At 68.3% G+C, this 18,469-nt stretch carries 17 protein-coding genes; 7 read left to right on the forward strand and 10 right to left on the reverse strand.

Annotation, left to right across the window (positions count from 1 at the left end; translation table 11 throughout):
• Position 1: 1 nt before the first annotated feature.
• Positions 2 to 928, forward strand: a complete 927-nt coding sequence (locus tag MARPU_RS05225) for a glycosyltransferase (protein ID WP_005220497.1) — start codon at positions 2 to 4, stop codon at positions 926 to 928.
• A gap of 9 nt (positions 929 to 937) precedes the next feature.
• On the opposite strand, the gene MARPU_RS05230 is transcribed toward MARPU_RS05225, so the two are convergent.
• The 6 genes from MARPU_RS05230 to MARPU_RS05255 are packed head-to-tail and all read right to left on the reverse strand — an operon-like array spanning position 938 to position 8,063.
• Positions 938 to 3,010, reverse strand: coding sequence for a sulfatase family protein (locus MARPU_RS05230; RefSeq protein ID WP_005220498.1), 2,073 nt, complete (start codon positions 3,008 to 3,010; stop codon positions 938 to 940).
• Positions 3,007 to 3,909, reverse strand: a complete 903-nt coding sequence (locus MARPU_RS05235) for a glycosyltransferase family 2 protein (protein ID WP_005220499.1) — start codon at positions 3,907 to 3,909, stop codon at positions 3,007 to 3,009. The genes MARPU_RS05230 and MARPU_RS05235 overlap by 4 nt, the downstream gene beginning before the upstream one ends.
• Positions 3,893 to 4,849, reverse strand: a complete 957-nt coding sequence (locus tag MARPU_RS05240; protein WP_005220500.1) for a sulfotransferase family protein — start codon at positions 4,847 to 4,849, stop codon at positions 3,893 to 3,895. Before MARPU_RS05240 ends, MARPU_RS05235 begins: the two co-directional genes overlap by 17 nt.
• Positions 4,833 to 5,885, reverse strand: coding sequence for a glycosyltransferase family 2 protein (locus tag MARPU_RS05245; RefSeq protein ID WP_005220501.1), 1,053 nt, complete (start codon positions 5,883 to 5,885; stop codon positions 4,833 to 4,835). The genes MARPU_RS05240 and MARPU_RS05245 overlap by 17 nt, the downstream gene beginning before the upstream one ends.
• Positions 5,886 to 5,930: 45 nt before the next feature.
• Positions 5,931 to 6,809, reverse strand: coding sequence for a protein of unknown function NKWYS (locus tag MARPU_RS05250; protein ID WP_005220502.1), 879 nt, complete (start codon positions 6,807 to 6,809; stop codon positions 5,931 to 5,933).
• Between the two features lie 39 nt (positions 6,810 to 6,848).
• Entirely contained in the window at positions 6,849 to 8,063 is a 1,215-nt protein-coding gene (locus tag MARPU_RS05255) for a TIGR04063 family PEP-CTERM/XrtA system glycosyltransferase (protein WP_025275122.1), read from the reverse strand.
• Between the two features lie 528 nt (positions 8,064 to 8,591).
• Between MARPU_RS05255 and MARPU_RS05260 the strand changes: the two genes are divergently transcribed.
• The 5 genes from MARPU_RS05260 (at position 8,592) to MARPU_RS05280 (ending at position 13,103) form a co-directional block, all read left to right on the forward strand.
• Positions 8,592 to 8,906 (forward strand): hypothetical protein, encoded by a 315-nt coding sequence (locus tag MARPU_RS05260; RefSeq protein WP_005220505.1) that lies wholly within the window; start codon positions 8,592 to 8,594, stop codon positions 8,904 to 8,906.
• A gap of 86 nt (positions 8,907 to 8,992) precedes the next feature.
• A complete protein-coding gene (locus tag MARPU_RS05265) occupies positions 8,993 to 9,259 on the forward strand; it encodes an HPr-rel-A system PqqD family peptide chaperone (RefSeq protein ID WP_198015492.1) in 267 nt (88 codons plus the stop codon).
• Positions 9,256 to 10,173, forward strand: a complete 918-nt coding sequence (locus MARPU_RS05270; RefSeq protein ID WP_025275124.1) for an HprK-related kinase A — start codon at positions 9,256 to 9,258, stop codon at positions 10,171 to 10,173. The genes MARPU_RS05265 and MARPU_RS05270 overlap by 4 nt, the downstream gene beginning before the upstream one ends.
• 8 nt (positions 10,174 to 10,181) lie before the next feature.
• Positions 10,182 to 11,309, forward strand: a complete 1,128-nt coding sequence (locus MARPU_RS05275; RefSeq protein ID WP_043762494.1) for a nucleotidyltransferase domain-containing protein — start codon at positions 10,182 to 10,184, stop codon at positions 11,307 to 11,309.
• A 405-nt stretch (positions 11,310 to 11,714) separates the two neighbouring features.
• The gene (locus tag MARPU_RS05280) at positions 11,715 to 13,103 is read left to right on the forward strand and encodes a TIGR03013 family XrtA/PEP-CTERM system glycosyltransferase (RefSeq protein ID WP_005220510.1); all 1,389 of its coding nucleotides are present in this window, start codon (positions 11,715 to 11,717) and stop codon (positions 13,101 to 13,103) included.
• 36 nt (positions 13,104 to 13,139) lie between these two features.
• Here MARPU_RS05280 and MARPU_RS05285 read toward each other — a convergent pair whose 3' ends face one another.
• The 3 genes from MARPU_RS05285 to MARPU_RS05295 form a co-directional block, all read right to left on the reverse strand.
• Positions 13,140 to 14,096 carry an HDOD domain-containing protein gene (locus MARPU_RS05285; protein ID WP_005220512.1) on the reverse strand — a complete coding sequence of 319 codons (957 nt, stop codon included), beginning with the start codon at positions 14,094 to 14,096 and terminating at the stop codon, positions 13,140 to 13,142.
• Complete coding sequence (locus tag MARPU_RS05290; protein ID WP_005220524.1) at positions 14,071 to 15,423, reverse strand: sigma-54 interaction domain-containing protein; 1,353 nt, start codon at positions 15,421 to 15,423, stop codon at positions 14,071 to 14,073. The genes MARPU_RS05285 and MARPU_RS05290 overlap by 26 nt, the downstream gene beginning before the upstream one ends.
• Before the next feature lie 402 nt (positions 15,424 to 15,825).
• A complete protein-coding gene (locus MARPU_RS05295) occupies positions 15,826 to 16,719 on the reverse strand; it encodes a S1 family peptidase (protein WP_005220526.1) in 894 nt (297 codons plus the stop codon).
• Between the two features lie 241 nt (positions 16,720 to 16,960).
• Here MARPU_RS05295 and MARPU_RS05300 point away from each other — a divergent pair, with 241 nt between their 5' ends.
• Positions 16,961 to 17,698 (forward strand): PEP-CTERM/exosortase system-associated acyltransferase, encoded by a 738-nt coding sequence (locus MARPU_RS05300; protein ID WP_005220528.1) that lies wholly within the window; start codon positions 16,961 to 16,963, stop codon positions 17,696 to 17,698.
• 14 nt (positions 17,699 to 17,712) lie between these two features.
• On the opposite strand, the gene MARPU_RS05305 is transcribed toward MARPU_RS05300, so the two are convergent.
• Complete coding sequence (locus MARPU_RS05305) at positions 17,713 to 18,351, reverse strand: N-acyl amino acid synthase FeeM domain-containing protein (protein ID WP_005220530.1); 639 nt, start codon at positions 18,349 to 18,351, stop codon at positions 17,713 to 17,715.
• Positions 18,352 to 18,469 lie beyond the last annotated feature (118 nt).

The following is an 18,469-nucleotide window of genomic DNA, read 5'->3' on the forward strand; positions in this document are numbered from 1 at the left end:
CATGGACGCCTCGATCATCGTCTGTACCTACAACCGCGCCGACTCCCTGGCCGAGACCCTCGACGCCCTGGCGGCACTGCGTACGCCGCCGGGGTGCGACTGGGAGGTGGTGGTGGTCGACAACAACTCCGCCGACCACACCGCCGCGTTGCTGCGCGCGCGCGCAGCGGGCTGGTCGCGGCTGCGTGCGGTCAGCGAGCTGCGTCAGGGGCTCTCCCATGCGCGCAACCAGGGCATCGCCAGCGCCCGGGGCGAGGTGCTGCTGTTCACCGACGATGATGTGCTGCCCGAGCCCGACTGGCTCGAGCAGGTGCTCGACGGGCTCGAGCGCGAGCGGGCGGACGCCTGCGGCGGCTATATCGCGCCGATCTGGGAGCGCCCGCCGCCGCCCTGGCTGAGCGCGCGTTTCCACGGCTTCCTCGCGGTGCGCATGGACGAGCGAGGCCCCTTCGTCTTCACCCCCGGCGACTCGCCCCCCTATGGCGCCAACATGGCCTTCCGCCGCGCGGTGTTCGAGCGCGTCGGCGGGTTCGACGTGAACCGCGGTCGCAAGGGTGCGGTGCTCGCCAGCGGTGAGGACGGCGAGCTGTTCGAGCGGGTGCTGGCCGCCGGGATGCGGGTAGTGTGGCTGCCGCGTGCGCGGGTCCATCACAAGGTCGAGGCCTTCCGTCTCGAGCGGCGCTATTTCCGCCGCTGGCGCTACCAGAACAGTCGCAACCTCGCCCAGGCGCGGGGCCTGCCCGGGCGTCGTCGATTGCTCGGCGTGCCGCTCTATGTGCTGCCGCAGCTCGCGCGCGCGGTCGGTCGCTGGCTGCTGGCGCTGGCCACCGCGCCGGCCGACGAGACTTTCAGGCGCGAGATCCTGATCCACCACTTCCTCGGTACCATCCACGGGCTCTACGACACCCGCGCGCGCGGCCACGAGTGAGCGCGACGCTCAGTGCAGCCAGGGCTGGAGCCTCGCCCTGAGGCGCGCAACCACCTCGGGGTACGCGGCGGCCTGGTCGTGGCGACAGTCTGGGTCGTGTTCGAGGTCGAACAGCTGCCAGATTGCGCCCTCGACGAGTGGCTGATAGGTCAGCTTCCAGCGCCCCTCGCGCACCATCCGGTCCTTGGCACGGACTACCAGCTCGGCGTACTCGGGGCGGATGGCGAGGGTGCCGCTGCGGTGATTGGGCACGTCGAGCAGACCCAGCAGATCGGGGTAGCGCAGATGGCCTTCGGGCATCCCCGGCAGGTCGGTCAGCCAGATCCCGCTCTCGGTATAGGCGGTGAGCGCGGGTGCGGGCGCGCCGCCGAGACAGGCGGCGAGCGAGACCCCGTCCATCGCCGGCGGCGGGCGCAGCCCGCAGCGCTCGAGCAGGGTGGGGGCGAGGTCGACGCTGCGCACGATCCCCTCGACGCGGTGTCCGCCGCGCTCGCCCGGGTCGCGCACGATCAGCGGGATGCGTGCGCTGTGGTCGCTCAGCACGCTGTTACCCTGGCCCCAGGTGTCGTGCTCGAAGAACTCCATGCCGTGGTCGCTGTAGATCACCACCAGGGTGCGATCGGCCAGTCCGCAGCGCCCGAGATGATCGAGGATGGCGCCGACCTCGTCGTCGAAGCGCTTCACGCAGCCGTCGTAGAGTCTGAGGATCTGGTCGAGGTCGAACTCGCGTCTCGGCTCGCCCTGGCGGCGGATGATCTCGAAGGGGTCGGTGAGGCGCGCCATCGCGAACTTCGACGGCCCGCTGTAGCCGGGCTCGGCATAGCGCGTGTAGTAGGGATGCTCGCAAGCGAAGGGCGGGTGGGTGGTGGAGAAGAAGGCGTTGAGCAGGAAGGGGTGTTCGTCCTCGGCCAGCCGGCTGAGCCGGGCGCGTACCTCGGCGCCGAGCGCGTCGGTCGAGGGCACCCCGCCGAGCGCATGGACCTCGGGCAGCAGCCGCTTACCGAGCCGGTTGTGGAGAAACAGCGAGAGGAAGAGTCGCAGGTCCTTGGGGCCCTGGCGCAGCAGATAGCGCAGGTTCCAGGAGTCGTCGGGCAGATCGAGCCGGTCGAAGCCGAAGTCGAACTTGCCGAGATCAGCGCCGCACCAGTCGCTGATCGCCTCGCTGCGATAACCCGCCGCGCCGAGCAGCCGGGGCAGGCTCGGCACCCGCAGTTGGGTTGCGGCGTCGGCGACGAAGTTGTCGCGGATCCCGTGGGTCTGCGGCCAGGTGCCGGTGAGCAACGAGATCAGGCTCGGTGCGGTCCGCCCGCAGGGCACGTAGCAGTGCGCGAACTGGGTGCCGGCGGCGGCGAGCGCGTCGATGTTGGGGGTCAGACCCCGCGGGTGTCCGGCGCAGCCGAGCCAGTCGGCGCGCAGGGTGTCGCAGCCGATCAGCAGCAGGTTGGGGCGCTCGCGGCTGCCGGCGCGCCCCCGGCGCGCCGGGGCGCGTGGCCGCTGGCTGGCGAGCGCGGCGAGACCGAGCAGCAGCGCCAGGGTGGCGAGCAGCAGCAGGGTCCCGGCCCGGTCGCCGGCGCGCGCCGGGGCCAGCGTCCCGAGCAGCATCGGCACCAGCCCGGCGACGAGCAGTCCCCACTCGATGCGCCGCAGCCGCGCCGGGCTGAGTCGTGACCACAACGGATAGAAGCGGCTGATGCGATAGTGCGAGGAGGCGACGATCAGCCCGGGGTTGTGCAGCAGGGCGTGGACGAAGCGCCACAGGGTGGCGCCGGCGATCGCCAGGGCGGCGGCGATCGCCCCGCCGAGCAGCCCCGTCTGGTGACCGAGCAGGGTGGCGACCCCCTGCCACCACAGCGCCCCGGCCAGCGCCCAGTAGCCGGCGACCAGCAGCGCCCAGACGGCCAGCCGTGCCAGTGCCCAGACGGCGTAGCCGCGGAAGCGGCGCACCACCTCGGCGGGCAGCATGGGACCGGCGGTGGTGTAGTCGCGGACCGATTTGAGGGTGAGCGCCAGGGTGAAGGCCAGCGCTGCGAGCAGGGCGCCGCCGTGGACGGTCGCGGCGAGCTGCGCGAGCGTCGGGGTCAAAGCGTCCGTCCCGCACCCATCGCGGCGAGCAGCCCGAGCAGCATCCGTCCCCGGCTCAGCGGCGCCAGCGCCAGCCCCTGGGCGAGGTGCAGCATGGCGCGGCCGCGCTGACCGGCACGGTACTCCCACTTGGCGAAGTCGGCGAGCACGCTGGCATAGCCCGCGCGCCACAGCCGCCCGCGCGTCGCCTGCGGGAGCAGGTGGCGGTTCTTGCGCATCACCCTCAGCGCGGCCGCGCGCATCACCGCGAGGTTGCGGCTCATGCTCCCGGGGTGCTTGACCACCAGGGTCAGGGGCTCGTCGATGCAGGCATAGCCGCTGACCGCGGCCAGGCGCATCCACATGTCGATGTCCTCGAGACTGCGCAGGCTCTCGTCGAAGCCGCCGACCCGGGCGAACAGGTCGCGCCTGACCATCACCCCCGAGCCGCTGCCGGGGACGGCGCCGTTGCGCAGGAACAGGGTCTCGAGCAGTGCCTCGTCGCCGGGGCAGTCCCAGTGATTGAGCAGCCTGCCCGCCGGGTCCTCGACCCGGGTACGGGTGGAGCAGAAGCCGAGCGCGGGGTCGGACTCGAGCCGCGCGAGCTGGCGGGCGAGCTTGTCGGGGTGCCAGCGGTCGTCGGCGTCGAGGAAGGCGACGAAGGTACCACGGGCCTCGGCGATGCCGCGGTTGCGGGCGTTCGACAGACCGCCGTTGGGTTGGCGGATCACCCGGATGCGCTCGCCGAACCCGGCGAGCAGCTCGGCGGTGGCGTCGCGACTGCCGTCGTCGACCACTACCACCTCGACCCCCGCGAGGGTCTGGGCGAGCACGCTCTCGACCGCGCCGACGATGTGCGCGGCGGCGTCGTAGGCCGGGATCACCGCGCTCACCCGCGGGGTCTCAGGCGTCGCAGTCATAGCCGAGTTCCTCCATCAGCGGGCGGATGCGCGGCAGGATGCGCGCGATCGCCTCGGGGTTGCGGGTGCGCCACTTGGCCCGCTGGGGCGGGCCGGAGACGATACTGGTGGGGCGCTGGTCGAGGGCGCGGCAGTGCGCGCGCAGCGGTTCGTCGAAGGGGATGCCGAGTCGCGCGAAGACCTCGGCGAAGACCGCTTCCGGTCGTGCCACCAGGTCCTCGTAACGGATCTGGATCCATTGCTCGGCAGGGATCTCGGCGGCGGCGTCGAGCGCCATGCGGTTGGCACTGAGCCACTGATAGGCGCAGACCTCCTCGAGGCTGGCGTGGTTGTAGTCGCGCCAGCCCGGGGGCAGGAAGAAGTGCCACTGGGTGAACTCGCCGTCGTTGATCGCCACCGGCTCGGGGGATGGGCCGAAGAACTGGTCGAGCCCGAAGCCCCCATCGGTGCGGCCCTGGCGCCAGCCATCGATCATCGAGCTGATGTTGTCGCGCCCGTCGCGATGGATGAAGACGAAGCGCGCCTCGGGAAAGAGGGCGTGGAGATAGGGCAGGCGCAGGGTGTTGATGCAGGTCTTGTCGAGCACCCAGCCGCCTCCCAGGTGCTGGTAGAAGAAGCGCAGCGCGGCGTCGCGGTGTTCGGGGCGGGCGTCGGCACGGCCCGCCGCCTCCGAGGCCCAGCCGTTGTTGAGCGGCCCATGGCATCCGTTCCACAGTCGCGGCACCTCGTAGCCGAGGCTCAGCAGCTGCGACGCGGCGGCCAGGGTCTCGTAGGTCACGGTGGTGCCGGAGCGCGAGCAGCCGACCAGGAACACCGGGTCGGGCACCCGCGGGCGGGTCAGGTCCCACCAGCGTCCGCGCGCGCCGAGGCGCAGTGCGCGCCAGTTCTTGGCGCGGATCTCGGGGTCGCGCAGTTTGGCGAGCTTAGCGAGTGGGCGCATCCGGATCGCTCCCTGACGGTGATTCCGGGCGGGGGTCACGCACCTGCTGGCTGAACCCCTTGATCTCGCCGAGCGCGGCGGCGAGCCGGGTGAGATAGAAGCGTCGCGCCGGCCAGCCGAGGGCGAACAGGGCGCGCAGCCCGTAGCCGACGACCTTGCGCAGCATGTAGCGCGGCGGCCAGCGGCGCGGGTGCGCGCTCGGCGCGATGCGCAGGGTCGAGGCGGAGCGCTCGTAGGCCTTGCGCAGCACATAGCCGAGGGTCATGCGGTCGGCCTCGACATAGTGGTACTGACACATCCCGGGGACATAGTGCAGTGGCGCACCGCTGGCCACGGCGCGCTTGACCCACTCGATGTCCTCGGCGCCACCGAGGTTGTGACCGTGCGGTCCGAGTTCGAGGCGGAAGGGACCGATGCGCGCGAACAGCCCCTGACGGATGGCGAGGTTGCCGCCGCCCGGGGTGGCGCTGCCGGGGACCACCGGATGGGGCTCGGCGCCGAGGTCGAAGCGCGGCACCGGCAGTGGGTAGATGCGGTAGGGCCCCTGGTCGTGGACCCAGGCCGGTTCGCTGCCGTCCCAGTCGGGGAGGATGCGACCGCAGAAGAGCTCGGCCTCGGGCTGGGTGCGGGCGGCCTCGACCAGGGCGAGCAGATAACCGGGATCGAGTCGGTGATCGTCATCGACGAAGGCGATCAGCGGGGCGCGCGCCTGTGGCAGGGCGAGGTTGAGCGCGTGGCTCTTGCCCGGGACCGGATCGACGATCCAGCGCAGCGGCAGCCGCGCGGTGTCGGTCGTGGCGGCGCGCTCGGCGAGCAGTCTGGGGGTGTCGTCGCTGCAGGCGTTGGCGACCACGAAGACGCCGAGCGGGCAGTCCGTCGGGCGCGTCGCCGCCTCCAGCGAGTCGAGCGCGCGCGCCAGCAGCCGGGCGCGCTGATGGGTGCAGATCAGCACCTCGAGCGCCGGCCGTGACGGGTAGTGTCGGCTCTGCTGGGCGTTCACCTGGAGCGTCGCGCCTGGGGGTTGCGATGACGGCATTGTGCCCGTCCCGGGTGACGGCGGGGTTGCCGTGTGCGGTTGCGCTCAGTCATCGCCGCCCCACTTGTGTCTGAGTCGGGCGATCTCGGCCTCGCCGTAGAAGTGGCGGGCGAAGGCGGTGTCGTAGAGTCGGTCGAGATAGTCCGCCGGCAGCCGGACATTGGCGATGAAGTCCTTGTACATCGAGTAGGCCGGATCCTCCTCGGTGACATGGGTCTGCTCGAGCCCGGGGATGTCGACCCCGAGGAACTCGGCGAAGGCCGGGGCGTAGCAGTCGTTGAGACGCTCGACCTTGATCAGCAACAGCTCGATGCCCGGTGCGCGGATGATCTGATAGCCCTGCCCGGCGGGGAAGGGGTGGGCGTAGACATCGATGCCGAAGGTGTCGCGGATCTCCTCGTCGAACCAGCGCACCGGCTCCTCGTGCGGGAAGCGCTCGAGGAAGGTGGTGAGGATCTCGGCGTCGTCGAGTTCGCCGCGGGCGTGGCGGGCGAAGAAGTCGGGGATGAACTCCTCGATGCTGAGGAAGTAGACCGAGAGGTTGCGCGCCACCGGCTCGCGAAAGACGGTGACCAGGTGCCAGGGGCGGTGGCAAGGACCGTGACGCTGCAGCTCTTCGCCGACGCGGCGGGCGACGCGCACGTTCAGCGGCATGCGCCGGTCCGCCACCCCGGCGAAACGGTCGAGGCGCTTGCGGATGTTGGCCGGGTTGAGCCAGTGGGTGTGGAACACCGGCATCGTCAGTCCGGCGGCGCGCAGGGTGTTGACCGTGGTCATCGAGCCGGCGCGGCCCATCTGATGGACCAGCAGCGCCGGCTCCTGTGTGGCCAGGTGTGCCTCGAGCGCGGCGATGCTGCGCTGGTTCTTGTGGCGGGTGTGCCAGGTGTAGAGGCGTTGGCGCGCCTGCTCCAGGTTCAGTTTCATCATCTCTCCCGAAAGGTCGCCGTCGGCCGCGCGTCGTGATCAGGCCTGGCGGCCGAGTGCCTGGGCATAGGCTGGTCCGTAGTGGGCGATGCTGGCGCGCCAGTTGCGCGTCTGCTCGACGAAGCGTCGTCCCGCCGCGCGCATCGCCGGCCATCGTTCGCGCGTCTCGAGCATCTCCACGACCACGGTGGCGAGCGCTGCGACGTCACCGGCGCGGAACAGTCGGCCGGTCTCGCCGTCGCGGATCAGCTCGCGGTGTCCGCCGACGTCCGAGGCGACGAACAGCCGTCCCTGGGCCATCGCCTCGAGCGGCTTGAGCGGGGTGACCAGCTCGGTGAGACGGATCGAGTGACGGGGGTAGACCAGCAGGTCGATCAGGTCGTAGTAGCGCTGTACCTCCTGGTGCGGCACCCGTCCGGTGAAACGGACCGCCGCGGTGAGACCGAGGCGCTCGGCGCGCGCGCGCAGCGCCGCCTCCTGGGGGCCGCCGCCGACCAGCAGCAGACGCAGCCCGGGGCGCTGTCGCAACAGTTGTGGCAGCGCCTCGAGCAGCAGGTCGAGCCCCTCGTAGGCATAGAAGGAGCCGACGAAACCGAGCACCTCGGTGGCGTCCGCGAGCCCGAGCCTTTGCGCCAGCGCTGGATCCGGCGCGGCGCTCGGGCGGAAGTGCTCGATGTCGACGGCGTTGGGGATCACGGTGACCCGTTGCGCCGGGATGCCGCGGGCGATGATGTCGTCACGCAGCCCCTCGCAGATGGTGAAGACGTGCGCGGCGCGGCGCAGCGCGCGGGTCTCGAGGGCACGGGTGGCGCGATAGCGCAGGCTGCCGGCGCTGGTGGTGCCGTGATCGACCGCGGCATCCTCCCAGAAGGCACGCACCTCGTAGACCACCGGGATGTCGAGTCGGCGCCCGACGCGGAGCGCGGGCAGGGCGTCGAGCACCGGTGAGTGGGCGTGCAGCAGGTCGGGTTCGAGGCGTTGCGCGAGATCGAGCAGCCGCTGCTCGGTGGCGCGCATCTCCAGCCAGGGGCCGAGGGCGGGGTGACGGGCGAGCGCCCCTCGGGGTGGGGCGGTGCGGTGGAACTCGAGCCCGTCGCTGTGCTCGCTGCCGGCCTGTTGATTGCCGTGCCGCGGGCCGGTGAGGTGGATGGTCTCCCAGCCGAGCCGACGCTGCTCGCGCAGGATGTTGGCGGTCCTGAAGGTGTAGCCGGAGTGGAGCGGCAGCGAGTGGTCGAGGACGTGGAGGATACGCATCGTTGGCGGTTCAATCCGGCAGGTGGCGCGCATGCGAGGCGTCGGTCCCGTGAGCTGGGCTGGACAACGGCATGCTCCTGTGGCGGGCTGGATGGGCGGAAAACTACGGAATGTGTGGGGCTCGCGTCAAGTCGGGCGGCACCGCTCGATTGGATGTTGTCCGGTGCTGGGTATTTACCCGGATTCGAGTGTCGGTTTTCTTTACGGTTTGTGTGGCGATGCGTGTGCGGAAAGACGGCGATACGGTATGATGATTTGAGCCATCCGAATTCAGATGCGGTGTTGCGTCGGATGCGTCAGTAGATGGCGAGAAAATTGCCTCTTGTACCTGGCGCCGCCCGTCGCCAAGAAAGGATGCTGTAACCGTTCGCCGTTTAAATGTACGAGAGACGTATGTCGTTGAGTCCATGGCAGTGGGTCCTGCCGCACGGTCCCGCGGTGGGCTTGGTGCGCTGGGGCCGGTGCTTCAACAACGTCGAAGGGGCTTGCGCCCGTCTCGAAATCTGGCCAACACGCTGAGACATCATCATGACTACCCCGAATTCGTCCGCCGCCGAACATGGCCCGAATCCTCAGGCATCGCGACGGCGATTGCTCAAGCAGGCCGCTATCGCCGCGCCTGCGATCCTGACCCTGCGCAGTGGCGCGGCGCTCGCCCAGACCAGTGGTTGTCTCGATGTCATCGAGCGCAATGTCAAGCGCGAACTCAATCCCGGCGAGGCCTGCGACGGCTTTCTGACCAACGAGACCGACAACGGCGTGACCACCACCCAGTGCAATGGCAACATCGTCACCGCCTCTTCGGCGACCTCGTTGGGGCCGGACGCGCCGCTTTGCGAGTAGCGCCGCTCCCGTGCTCGCCGAGCCTTGCCCGGCGGCGGTGAGCGATGACCGTGCTGTCGTCGACATCCGTGCAACGGCGCTGGCGCTTGAGCAGCGCACCCTTACTCGAAGTCGAGTGGGACGGTGAGCGGCTGCTCTATCATGGTGCCTCGGGCGAGACCCACTTTCTCAATGCTACCGGCGCGCTGGTGGTCGAGCGGTTACGCGAGGGCGATGCCGATCTCGACGAACTGCTCGCGGCGCTCGACCCCGAGTCATTGGGGGTCGCGCCCGACGTGTTGCGTGACCAGCTCGATGCGCTGCTCACGCGTCTCGACGAACTGGGGATCGTAATCGGGACGACGGCGGCGTGAGGGTCGGTGATCTCAGCGGCGGCGAGCTTGCTCGCCAAGTGCGTTCTCGCCCCGGACTCGACGTGCGCATCGGCCCCTTCCTGGTGAACCTGCGGCTCGGTCTGCGCGAGCCGTTGCCGCTGCTGCAACGAATGTGGCACGACTACCCCCTGGAGCCGTCGGCCGGGATACGCGACTTCCACGTCAGCCTCGATCACAACGGCTGGTTGCGGCGCTGGTGGCGCCCGCAGGCGCGTTTTGCCGTCGATGGCCGCTCTCCCTTCCAGCCGCTCGCGGCCGCCCACCATTTCCCGATGCTCGAGTGGGGCCTGAACTGGTGCGTGGCCCGCCGCGCTCACCATCTGCTGATGCTCCATGCCGCAGTGCTCGAGCGCGCTGGGCATGCGCTGATCCTGCCCGGAGCGCCGGGTGCGGGGAAGTCGACGCTGTGCACCGCGCTCGCCCATCGTGGCTGGCGGCTGCTCTCTGACGAGTTCGCGCTGGTGTGTCCGCAATACGGGCGCCTGTTGCCGCTGCCGCGTCCGATCCCGCTGAAGAACGCTTCGATCGGGGTGATCCGCGATTTCGCGCCGGAGGCCGAGATCGGGCCTGCGTTCATCGGCACGCGCAAGGGTACCGTGGCGCATGTGCGCCCCCCCAGCGTGGCGGTTGCGCGCATGGACGAGCCGGCGGTTCCCGGTTGGCTGGTGTTCCCGCGCTGGCGGGCCGGGGCCGAGACCCGGCTCGAGCCGTTGAGCAGGAGCGATGCCTTTCTGTTGGTGGCGAGCAATGCCTTCAACTACGAACTCCTTGGCGAGACCGGTTTCATCACCGCGGCGCGTCTGGTCGAGCACTGCGGTTGCCACACCCTGAGTTACTCCAATCTCGACGAGGCGATCGCCCGGCTCGGTGCGCTGGCGGAGGGTGCGGCATGAGTCGGCGCATGGCCGAATCACGCCGTGCCGCGACATTGCTGGTGGCGGCGCTGAGGGCACCGGAGCGGTTGCCGACGCTGGCCGACGAGGACTGGGACCTGTTGCTGCGCATCGCCCGACACGCACGCCTGCTCGGTCGGCTCGATGCCGATCTCGGCACGCTTGGTCTCCATGCGCGCGTGCCCGAGCGGATCTGTCATCATCTGGAGTCGGCGCGTCAGCAGGTTGCCTATCGGCAGCGACTGTTGACCTGGGAGGTCGACCGTGTGCTGCGCGCGCTCGAGGGCCTCGATGTCCAGGTCGTGGCGCTCAAGGGCGTGGCCTATGTCCTCGCCGGGGTGCCGGCGGCGCGAGGTCGACCGTTTGCCGATGTCGATCTGTTGATCCCGATGGCGGCGCTCGAGCCGGTCGAGCAGCGCTTGCGCGCACGCGGCTGGCTGTCGCTCGGTCACTCGGCGTATGACGAGCACTACTATCGCGACTGGATGCACGAGATCCCGCCGTTGCGCCATGCCGAGCGTGACAACGAGATCGATATCCACCATCGGCTGCTGCCCCGGACCAGCCGCTTCCATTTCGATCCGGCGCCACTGTTCATCGCCAGTCGGGCTCTCGAGGGGCACGGGGCGCTGCGGGTGCTGGACGCGCCCGACATGGTGTTGCACGCGGTGGTACACCTGTTTCTGGAGGGGGATGCGCACGAGGGCCTGAGGCTGCGCGATCTGGTCGATGTCTGGGACCTGATCCGTCACTTCGAGGCTCACGCGGGGTTCTGGGACGCGTTGCTCGATCGCGCTGAGCTGCACGGGCTGCGGCGTCCGCTGTTCCATGCGCTACGTCAGGCACAAGTGCTGTTCGCGCTCGAGCCGCCGGCGCGGTGTCGCGCCAGGCTCGCCGGATGGGGGCCGGTGGCGCCGGTGCGATGGCTCATGGATCGTCTGGTGTCGCTGGCGCTCTTTCCCGATCATGCCGGGCGAGCACCGCTCCGGGTGAGGTTGGCGCGACTGGCGCTCTATGCCCGCGCGCACTGGCTGCGGATGCCTTCCGGGTTGCTGCTGCGCCATCTCGGCTACAAGGGCTGGCTGCGTCTGCGCGGGTGGTTGCTGGCAGGTCGCGGGGAGGCGGCGCGCCGCTGATTGGGGCGTCTGTGGGATTGGTGTAGCATACACGGATCGATTGTTCTGACCTTGCAGAATCATGCTGGATCGCTCCCTTTGTCAATCGAGAGGGATCGATTCTTCTGGCATGGTTGATCTATTGAAATGCTTTTTATGTAAGATTTTTTTGAGCTTTTTCGTGGGGTGTCTGACGCTTTGTTAGTCACCTGGTTCAGCGCTGGCCCGTTGTGGTTGGTGTCCACGTTTAGATCTTGATGACACGCGCCCGCGCATCGCCGGTCGCGAGTGCCGGTTGCCGGTACGAGTCGCGATGGACGTGCCGGTATGGCCGCTTGCGATCGTAGAGTGTCCGGACATGTCTTTTCGCCCGCTGCGGGACCCTTTGTTTGTCGCGCCGCGCGATGCCAGCCAGGAATCCAGCCCATGCGTTCGGTTCGTATCTTTCGTCACTACATGCGTCTCCCCCTGCTGATCCTGGCCGGGGTTGAGGGGCTGATGTTCGTCGCCTGTTTCCATGCCAGCTTCCATCTGCGTTGGTGGTCGATCGGCGCCGAGGTACCGGCCTCGAGTTCCGAGGTGGTGGTCTACTCGGTGGTGTTGGCGGTCATCTTCGTGCTTTCGATGGGCGCCATGGGTCTCTACGAGGCCAGCCTCCGCGAGGGCTGGTGGGGCTCGTTGCTGCGCATCGTGCTGGCGTTGCTGCTCGGTGCCGTGGCGCTGGCGGCGATTTCCTTCAGCTTTCCGCACATCGAGCTGTGGCGCAGCATCCTGGCGCTGACCGTGGTGCTCTCGATCATCGCCGTGACCGCTCTGCGATTGCTCTCTTATGTCATCAAGCCGGGTATCTTCAAGCGACGGGTGCTGGTGCTCGGTGGCGGACCGCTGGCCGAGGCGGTGATGGTTGCCAATCCGCGCGGGCTCGATATCGTCGGGCTGGTGCCCCTGCAGACCGACGAACACGAACGCGACCTGCCGGAACGGATTCCCTATGACCGTCCGTTGTTGCGCATCGTCACCGAGACTCAGGCCGATGAGCTGGTGGTGGCGGTCAAGGACCGGCGTGGCAAGCTGCCGATCGAGGAGCTGCTCGACTGTCGCATGGCGGGGATCCAGGTGCTCGAACCGCAGGGCTTCTTCGAGCGCGAGATGGGGGTGGTCAAGCTCGATCTGCTGACGCCGAGCTGGCTGATGCTCTCGGATGGCTTCCAGCACGGGGCGATGACGATGCTGCTCAAGCGGTTGTTCGACGTGCTGGTCTCGGTGGTCTTCCTGGTGCTGCTGTGGCCGGTGATGCTGATCACCGCGCTGGCGATTGCCGTCGAGAGCCGTTTCCGCCACCCGGTGTTCTATCGTCAGACCCGGATCGGCGAGAACGGCATGCCCTTCGACGTGGTCAAGTTCCGCAGCATGCGAGTCGACGCCGAGGCCGACGGCCGAGCGCGCTGGGCAACCAAGAACGATTCGCGCATCACCCGTGTCGGGCGCTTCATCCGCAAGACCCGGATCGACGAGTTGCCGCAGATCTTCAATGTCCTCAAGGGCGAGATGAGCTTCGTCGGGCCGCGTCCCGAGCGCCCCGAGTTCGTCGCCACCCTGGCGAGCAAGTACGACTATTACGCCGCGCGTCATCGCGTCAAGCCGGGGCTGACCGGCTGGGCTCAGCTCTGCTACCCCTACGGCAGCTCCGAGGAGGATGCGCTGCGCAAGCTCGAGTACGACCTCTATTACGTCAAGAACTACAGTATCTTTCTCGACCTGTTGATCCTGATCGAGACGGTCGAAGTGGTGGTGTTCGGCAAGGGGGCCGTCTAGCAGCGAGCCGCCGCGGGCACCGCCCCAGGGCCGCCGTCAGTCGTCGTTGTCCTCTTCCTCGCAGTCGGCGAGCGCGGCCAGGGCATGTTCGCAGGCGTGCTCGCCGAGCCCGAGGCGTTCGAGCAGGCCGGTCCGGGTATCGGGCTCGCTGGGACGGGCGCCGAGTCCGTCGCCGCGTCCTTCCAGCAATTGATCGGCCAGGCAGGTGAGCAGCACCAGCGATTGGTGCTCGCCGCTGTAGGCAGGGTTGTGGTGCTGGCGCTGCACCGTCTGTAGTGCCTCGGGCATCTCCCAGGCCTCGAACAGCCAGCCGCCGAGCTGGGTGTGTTCGACACCGATGGCGAAGCGCTCGAGGGTCGGCAGCGCCAGCCCGGGGTTGGATTGGATGAAGCGTCCGAGCAGCTGGAAGTGCTCGGGGAGCAGGTGTCCGAGCAGCAGATAACCGATGTTCTGGGTGACCCCGGCGAGTTCGATCAGGCCGCTGGCCGGGCGCATCTCGGCGGGTTGCTCGCGCGCGAGCGCCTGCATCAGGGTGGCGCACTGCATGCCGTGGCGCCAGATGCGGTCGCGACCGAGGGGCCCGGTGTTGGGGGTTTTGAGCGGGCTGAGTGCGGCCAACCCGAGCGCGAGGCTGAACGAGAGGTTGAAGCCGAGCGCGCGCACGATGGCGTCACGCACGGTGCTGACCGGGTTGCGCGGGGCATAGTAGGGGGAGTTGGCCCAGCGCAGCAGTTGCGCCGAGAGCATCGGGTCGAGCCCCACCGCCTCGGCCAACATCAATGCATTGGCGTCGGGGTCGGCGCGCAACTCGAGCAGCCGGCGGGTGATCTCGGGCAGGGGCGGGAGCGCCTCGCTCGAACGAATGCGGTCGCGGATGTCGCCCGGCGCAGCCAGGGTCTGCCCGGCGCCGCTGGCCGACTCCAGGTTCCAGCGCAGGGTCTGGACCTCGTCGGCGGGCCTGGAACGCTCAACTGCCACTGTGTGTTCGTTCATCGGTTGTATTGAGCCGGTAGCGCTTGAGTTTGCGATAGAGCGTGCGCTCGCTGATCGACATGCTGGCCGCGACCTCCTTGCGACTGCCGCGGTGACGCTGCAGCAGCTGCAGGATGTATTTGGCCTCGACGGCCTCGACCGGCGAGAGCGTGGTCATGCTGGGGTGTTCATGCAAGAGCTCTGCCGCCTCGCTGGTGACGATTGATGGCGATGCCGGTTGCTCGGCCGTGACCGGCAGGCGGATGGCCTCGGCGTTGATCACGCCATCCGGGCTGAGCACGGTGGCCAGGTGCAGTAGGTTGCGCAGCTCGCGGATGTTGCCCGGGAACTGGTAGAGCAGGAGCTTGCGCAGTGCATCCTTGGTGATCCGGTAGGGGTGGCCCGACTGCGCCGAGATCTCCTGTAGCAGGTGCTCGGTGAGTTCGGGGATGTCGGCGCGCCGTCCGCGCAGCGGCGGGATCGCCAGCGGCAGGACGGCAAGGCGGTAGTAGAGATCCTGACGGAAACGTCCCTGCTGGACCATGGCGAGGAGGTCGCGATGGGTGGCGCTGACCACGCGCACGTTGGCCTGACGGATCTTGGTCGAGCCGACCTGTCTGAACATGCCGCTCTCGAGCGCGCGCAACAGCTTGGGTTGTTGTGAGAGCGGCAGCTCGCCGATCTCGTCGAGGAACAGGGTGCCGGTGTCGGCCAGCTCGAGCAGTCCGGTCTTGTTGCCGACGGCGCCGGTGAAGGCCCCCTTGACGTGGCCGAACAGCTCGCTCTCGAACAAGTCCTCGCTGAGCACGGTGCAATCGACTACCACGAAGGGGCCGCTGGCGCGGGTGGAGTGCTGGTGGAGGAACTCGGCGGCCAGCTCCTTGCCCGAGCCGGTCTCGCCCTGGAGCAGCACGGAGACATCGGTGGCGGCGGCGCGCTTGAGTTCCTGGGCGAGGCCGCGCATCTGCTCCGAACGACCGATCATCCGTCCGGGCTGACGTTGGCCCTGGAACAGGTGCAGGGATTCGCCGAGAAAGACCTGTCCCTGGCCGTCGACGATGGGAAACCCCTGAATCTGGGCAAAGTAGATCTCGCCCCGGGCATCGGCCATCGCACGGGTCTCGACATAGGGTTCCAGGTCACGGAAGAAGCGGCGATGCCGACAGTCGTCCTCGGCGGCGCTCGCATCCAGTCGACAGCAGGGACTGCCGATCAGCTCGCTGGTGTCGTATCCCAGGGTGGTTTCGAGCGATGCATTGACACTGCGGATGCGTGCGTCGGCATCGATGACCACGAAGGGGTTTCTCTGGGCGAGCAGCAGGCTCGAGAAGTACGGTGTCCGCGACATGGGGAGCTTAGGCTGTGTCCTGACGTCCTCCACTCCTGGCGTCGTCGGGGGTCCGTCGTACGCGTGATCGTGGGAGTGGCCATTGTGGTATTGAGCCGCCCCGGGACGCACGGGCGTCCGGGCCGACCGGTGTCCTTCGAGCATGGGGTGGGCGTCTTGAATGACGCGGCCCCGGCGCGCGGCTGCTCGGGTGTCGTGGTTCGCCAGCGTGGGCGCAGACCGAGGCCGTGTCGCGGTGCTCGCGCGGGTCTCTTGAAGATGGCCCATGCCATCGCATCGACCCGCTGTTGCGGATGCTGTGGCCTGGGCCGCTCGAGGTCAAGCGCATGGTCATGGCGGTTATGGGCAGAGGGTGTCGCTCGCTGTCTGCCAGATCTGGCAGTTGCCGGATCCGTATCGGGATCATCGCCAGCATTCGACTCGGGCGATGAAGGCGTGGGTGTACTCGAGCATGTCGTCGGGCGGTGTCGGTGGCGCCGTCTCCTCGATGCCGATGCCGTGTCGCTCGAGAAACGGCAGGGTGACGGTGTTGGGGATGGAGACCCCGATGTTGCGCACCACGCGTCCGGTGTGTTCATAGACCGCCGGGGTATCGACTGCGGCGAAGACCACGCCGACCACGCGCCCGTCGTCGTCGAGGACCGGGCCGCCGCTGTTGCCGGGACGGATGTCGGCGTTGAGGGTGAGGGTGCGCGGTGGAGTGGTGATCAGCCGCGTGGGGGCGATGGTGCCGGTGGTCAGCAGCGGGCGCAGTGGCGGCAGTCCCTGGTTGGGATAGCCGACGATTGCCACTGTCTCTGGCAGTGGGGCGTCGATCGGCATGAAGGGGGCGGCGCGTTCCGGGCGGTAGTCGGTGGCGAGCAGCGCCAGGTCGGCGCGGCTGTCGACTGCGATGGGGCGGGCCGGCGCCATTTCGCCGCGATCGCGTGAGACGGTGACGGTGGTGCAGTTGTTGACCACGTGGGCGTTGGTCAGCAGGTGCCCGGCGGCATCGACGAAAAAGCCGGCGCCGATACGCTCGAGACGCCTGCCGAGTACCCGTGGGCTGCTGTTGACCTCGAGCGAGTCGCGTACATAGCTGCGCCGCCGCTCACGGATGGCCGCGGCCTCGGCATCGCTCACCGCACGGCCTTGACAGTCTTCCGGGCGGGTACGGACCACCATCTCGCGCTGTGTGTCGTAGCAATTGACCAGGGTGGCGCCCACGACGGTGCGGGTGGGCAGGATGCCAGCCAGCAGCAGGAGCGCGACGGGCAGGAGGATGAGCGCCGGTCGCGCGCAGGGGAGGGCGTGCATGCTTGGAGTTCCTGTTCGGTCCCATATGGTGGGGAGGAGAGGTTGGTGTCAGCGCCGCCGCCAGGCGTCGCGGTCTTCGTTGCGTGTTCCTCGGAGTGATCTGGGTCCTACAATCGGTCATGATAAGCATGACCCCGTCATCGTCGAGACGTGGCTCGCTGGCACCATGTGGCAGCCTGGGCGATTGCGGGGGTCGACGACTAAGGACGCAAACCCGTTTCTGCCAGGGAGACCCCTTTCCATGCCGAAGGTCGATCTCGTTACCCCGTACAAGGAATACTTCAAGATCATCGCGGCGACAACGGACGAGTTGCGCGACCGGGTGTTCGCGCTGCGCTACGAGGTGTACTGCAAGGAACTCGGCTGGGAAGAGGCCGCAGCCTTTCCGGACCAGCGTGAAACCGACACCTTCGATGATGATGCCGTGCACTGTCTGCTGTTCCATCGTCGCTCGGGCCGTGATGCCGGCACCGTTCGCCTGGTTCGCTCCCGCCCCGAGGATCCCGAGCCCAGACTGCCGCTGATCGAGCACTATGATCGCAGCCTGTTCCGCGCCGAGCACAATCCGCTGACCATGCCCAAGGGCTGCTTCGGTGAGATCTCCAGGCTGGCCCTGCATGAGCAGTTCAGACGTCGCCCGGGGGAGCAGTCGACGCCCGAGGGGCACGGTACCGAGCTGTTCCAGTGGACCCAGGACGACCGTCGTCGATTTCCCCACATGGCGCTGGGGCTGTATCTGGCTGCGGCGACCATCGGTCTGTCCGAGGGCATGGAGGGTGTCTACGCGATGATGGAGCCACGGCTGGCGCGTCATCTGCACTTCGGCGGCATCTATTTCGAGCAGGTCGGCGAGGCGATCGAGTTTCGCGGCGCGCGCGCTCCCTTCTACATCTCGCGCGAGATGCTGTTCGAGCATCTCACGCCGCCGCTGCGGGCGCTGCTCGATGCCATCGCCGAGGATCTCGATGTGGCGCTGTGAGGTGCGCTGCATGTTCACAGCGCCTTGCGGCCAGCGCGGCCGAACGCAGGGGTGTAGTCGAGCTGCGGGATATAGCGACCCTGTGCGAAGGCGTGTCGGCCGCAGTCCTCCACCCGCCCGATCATCGGTACTACATGATCGCCGATCTCGGGGATCCACAGCGGTTCGTGGATCGGCCTGAAACCGATGCGTCGATACAGTGGCGTGAGCCTCGGGGTCGAGTTGAGGATGACATGGGTCGCGCCCCAATGCTGGAAGCAGTGGGTCGCGGCCCGGAACAGGGCGCGCAGGATGTTGTAACGCCGGCGCCAGGGGCCGCGGATCACCAGCATGCTGCCCGATGCGGCAAGATAGCGGCCGCCCGGTTGCTGGTCACGCAGCGCGGCGATGGCGCCGCGGAAGTCGAAGTGGGTCTCGGGGGGCAGGCCGTGGCCGGTCTCGAGGTTGACGCGGATGGCCGCCACCGGTTGCTCGCGGTCATAGGCGAGGATGTGCCGTACCCCACCGAGCCGATCGAAGCGATCGGTGAGTTTCGCCGTGGGCAATGGGACTCCGCCGTAGCGCCCTTCCTCGACGATGTACACTTGGTGTCTGAGCCAGAAGGCGTCCTCGATTTGATCTGGCGTCCTAGCGGTCAGTATCTTAATCGTCATCGTCGATGATCAGGCTGTGCTTTTTGAGCTGGTCGCGTCCGCTGCGGTCCATGGTTGAGCCATGCTAACGGATTCGTGGACTGGGTCACATTCTTTTCACACGAGCGGTTGCATCGGT

This window comes from Marichromatium purpuratum 984, assembly GCF_000224005.2.
Lineage (GTDB): Bacteria > Pseudomonadota > Gammaproteobacteria > Chromatiales > Chromatiaceae > Marichromatium > Marichromatium purpuratum.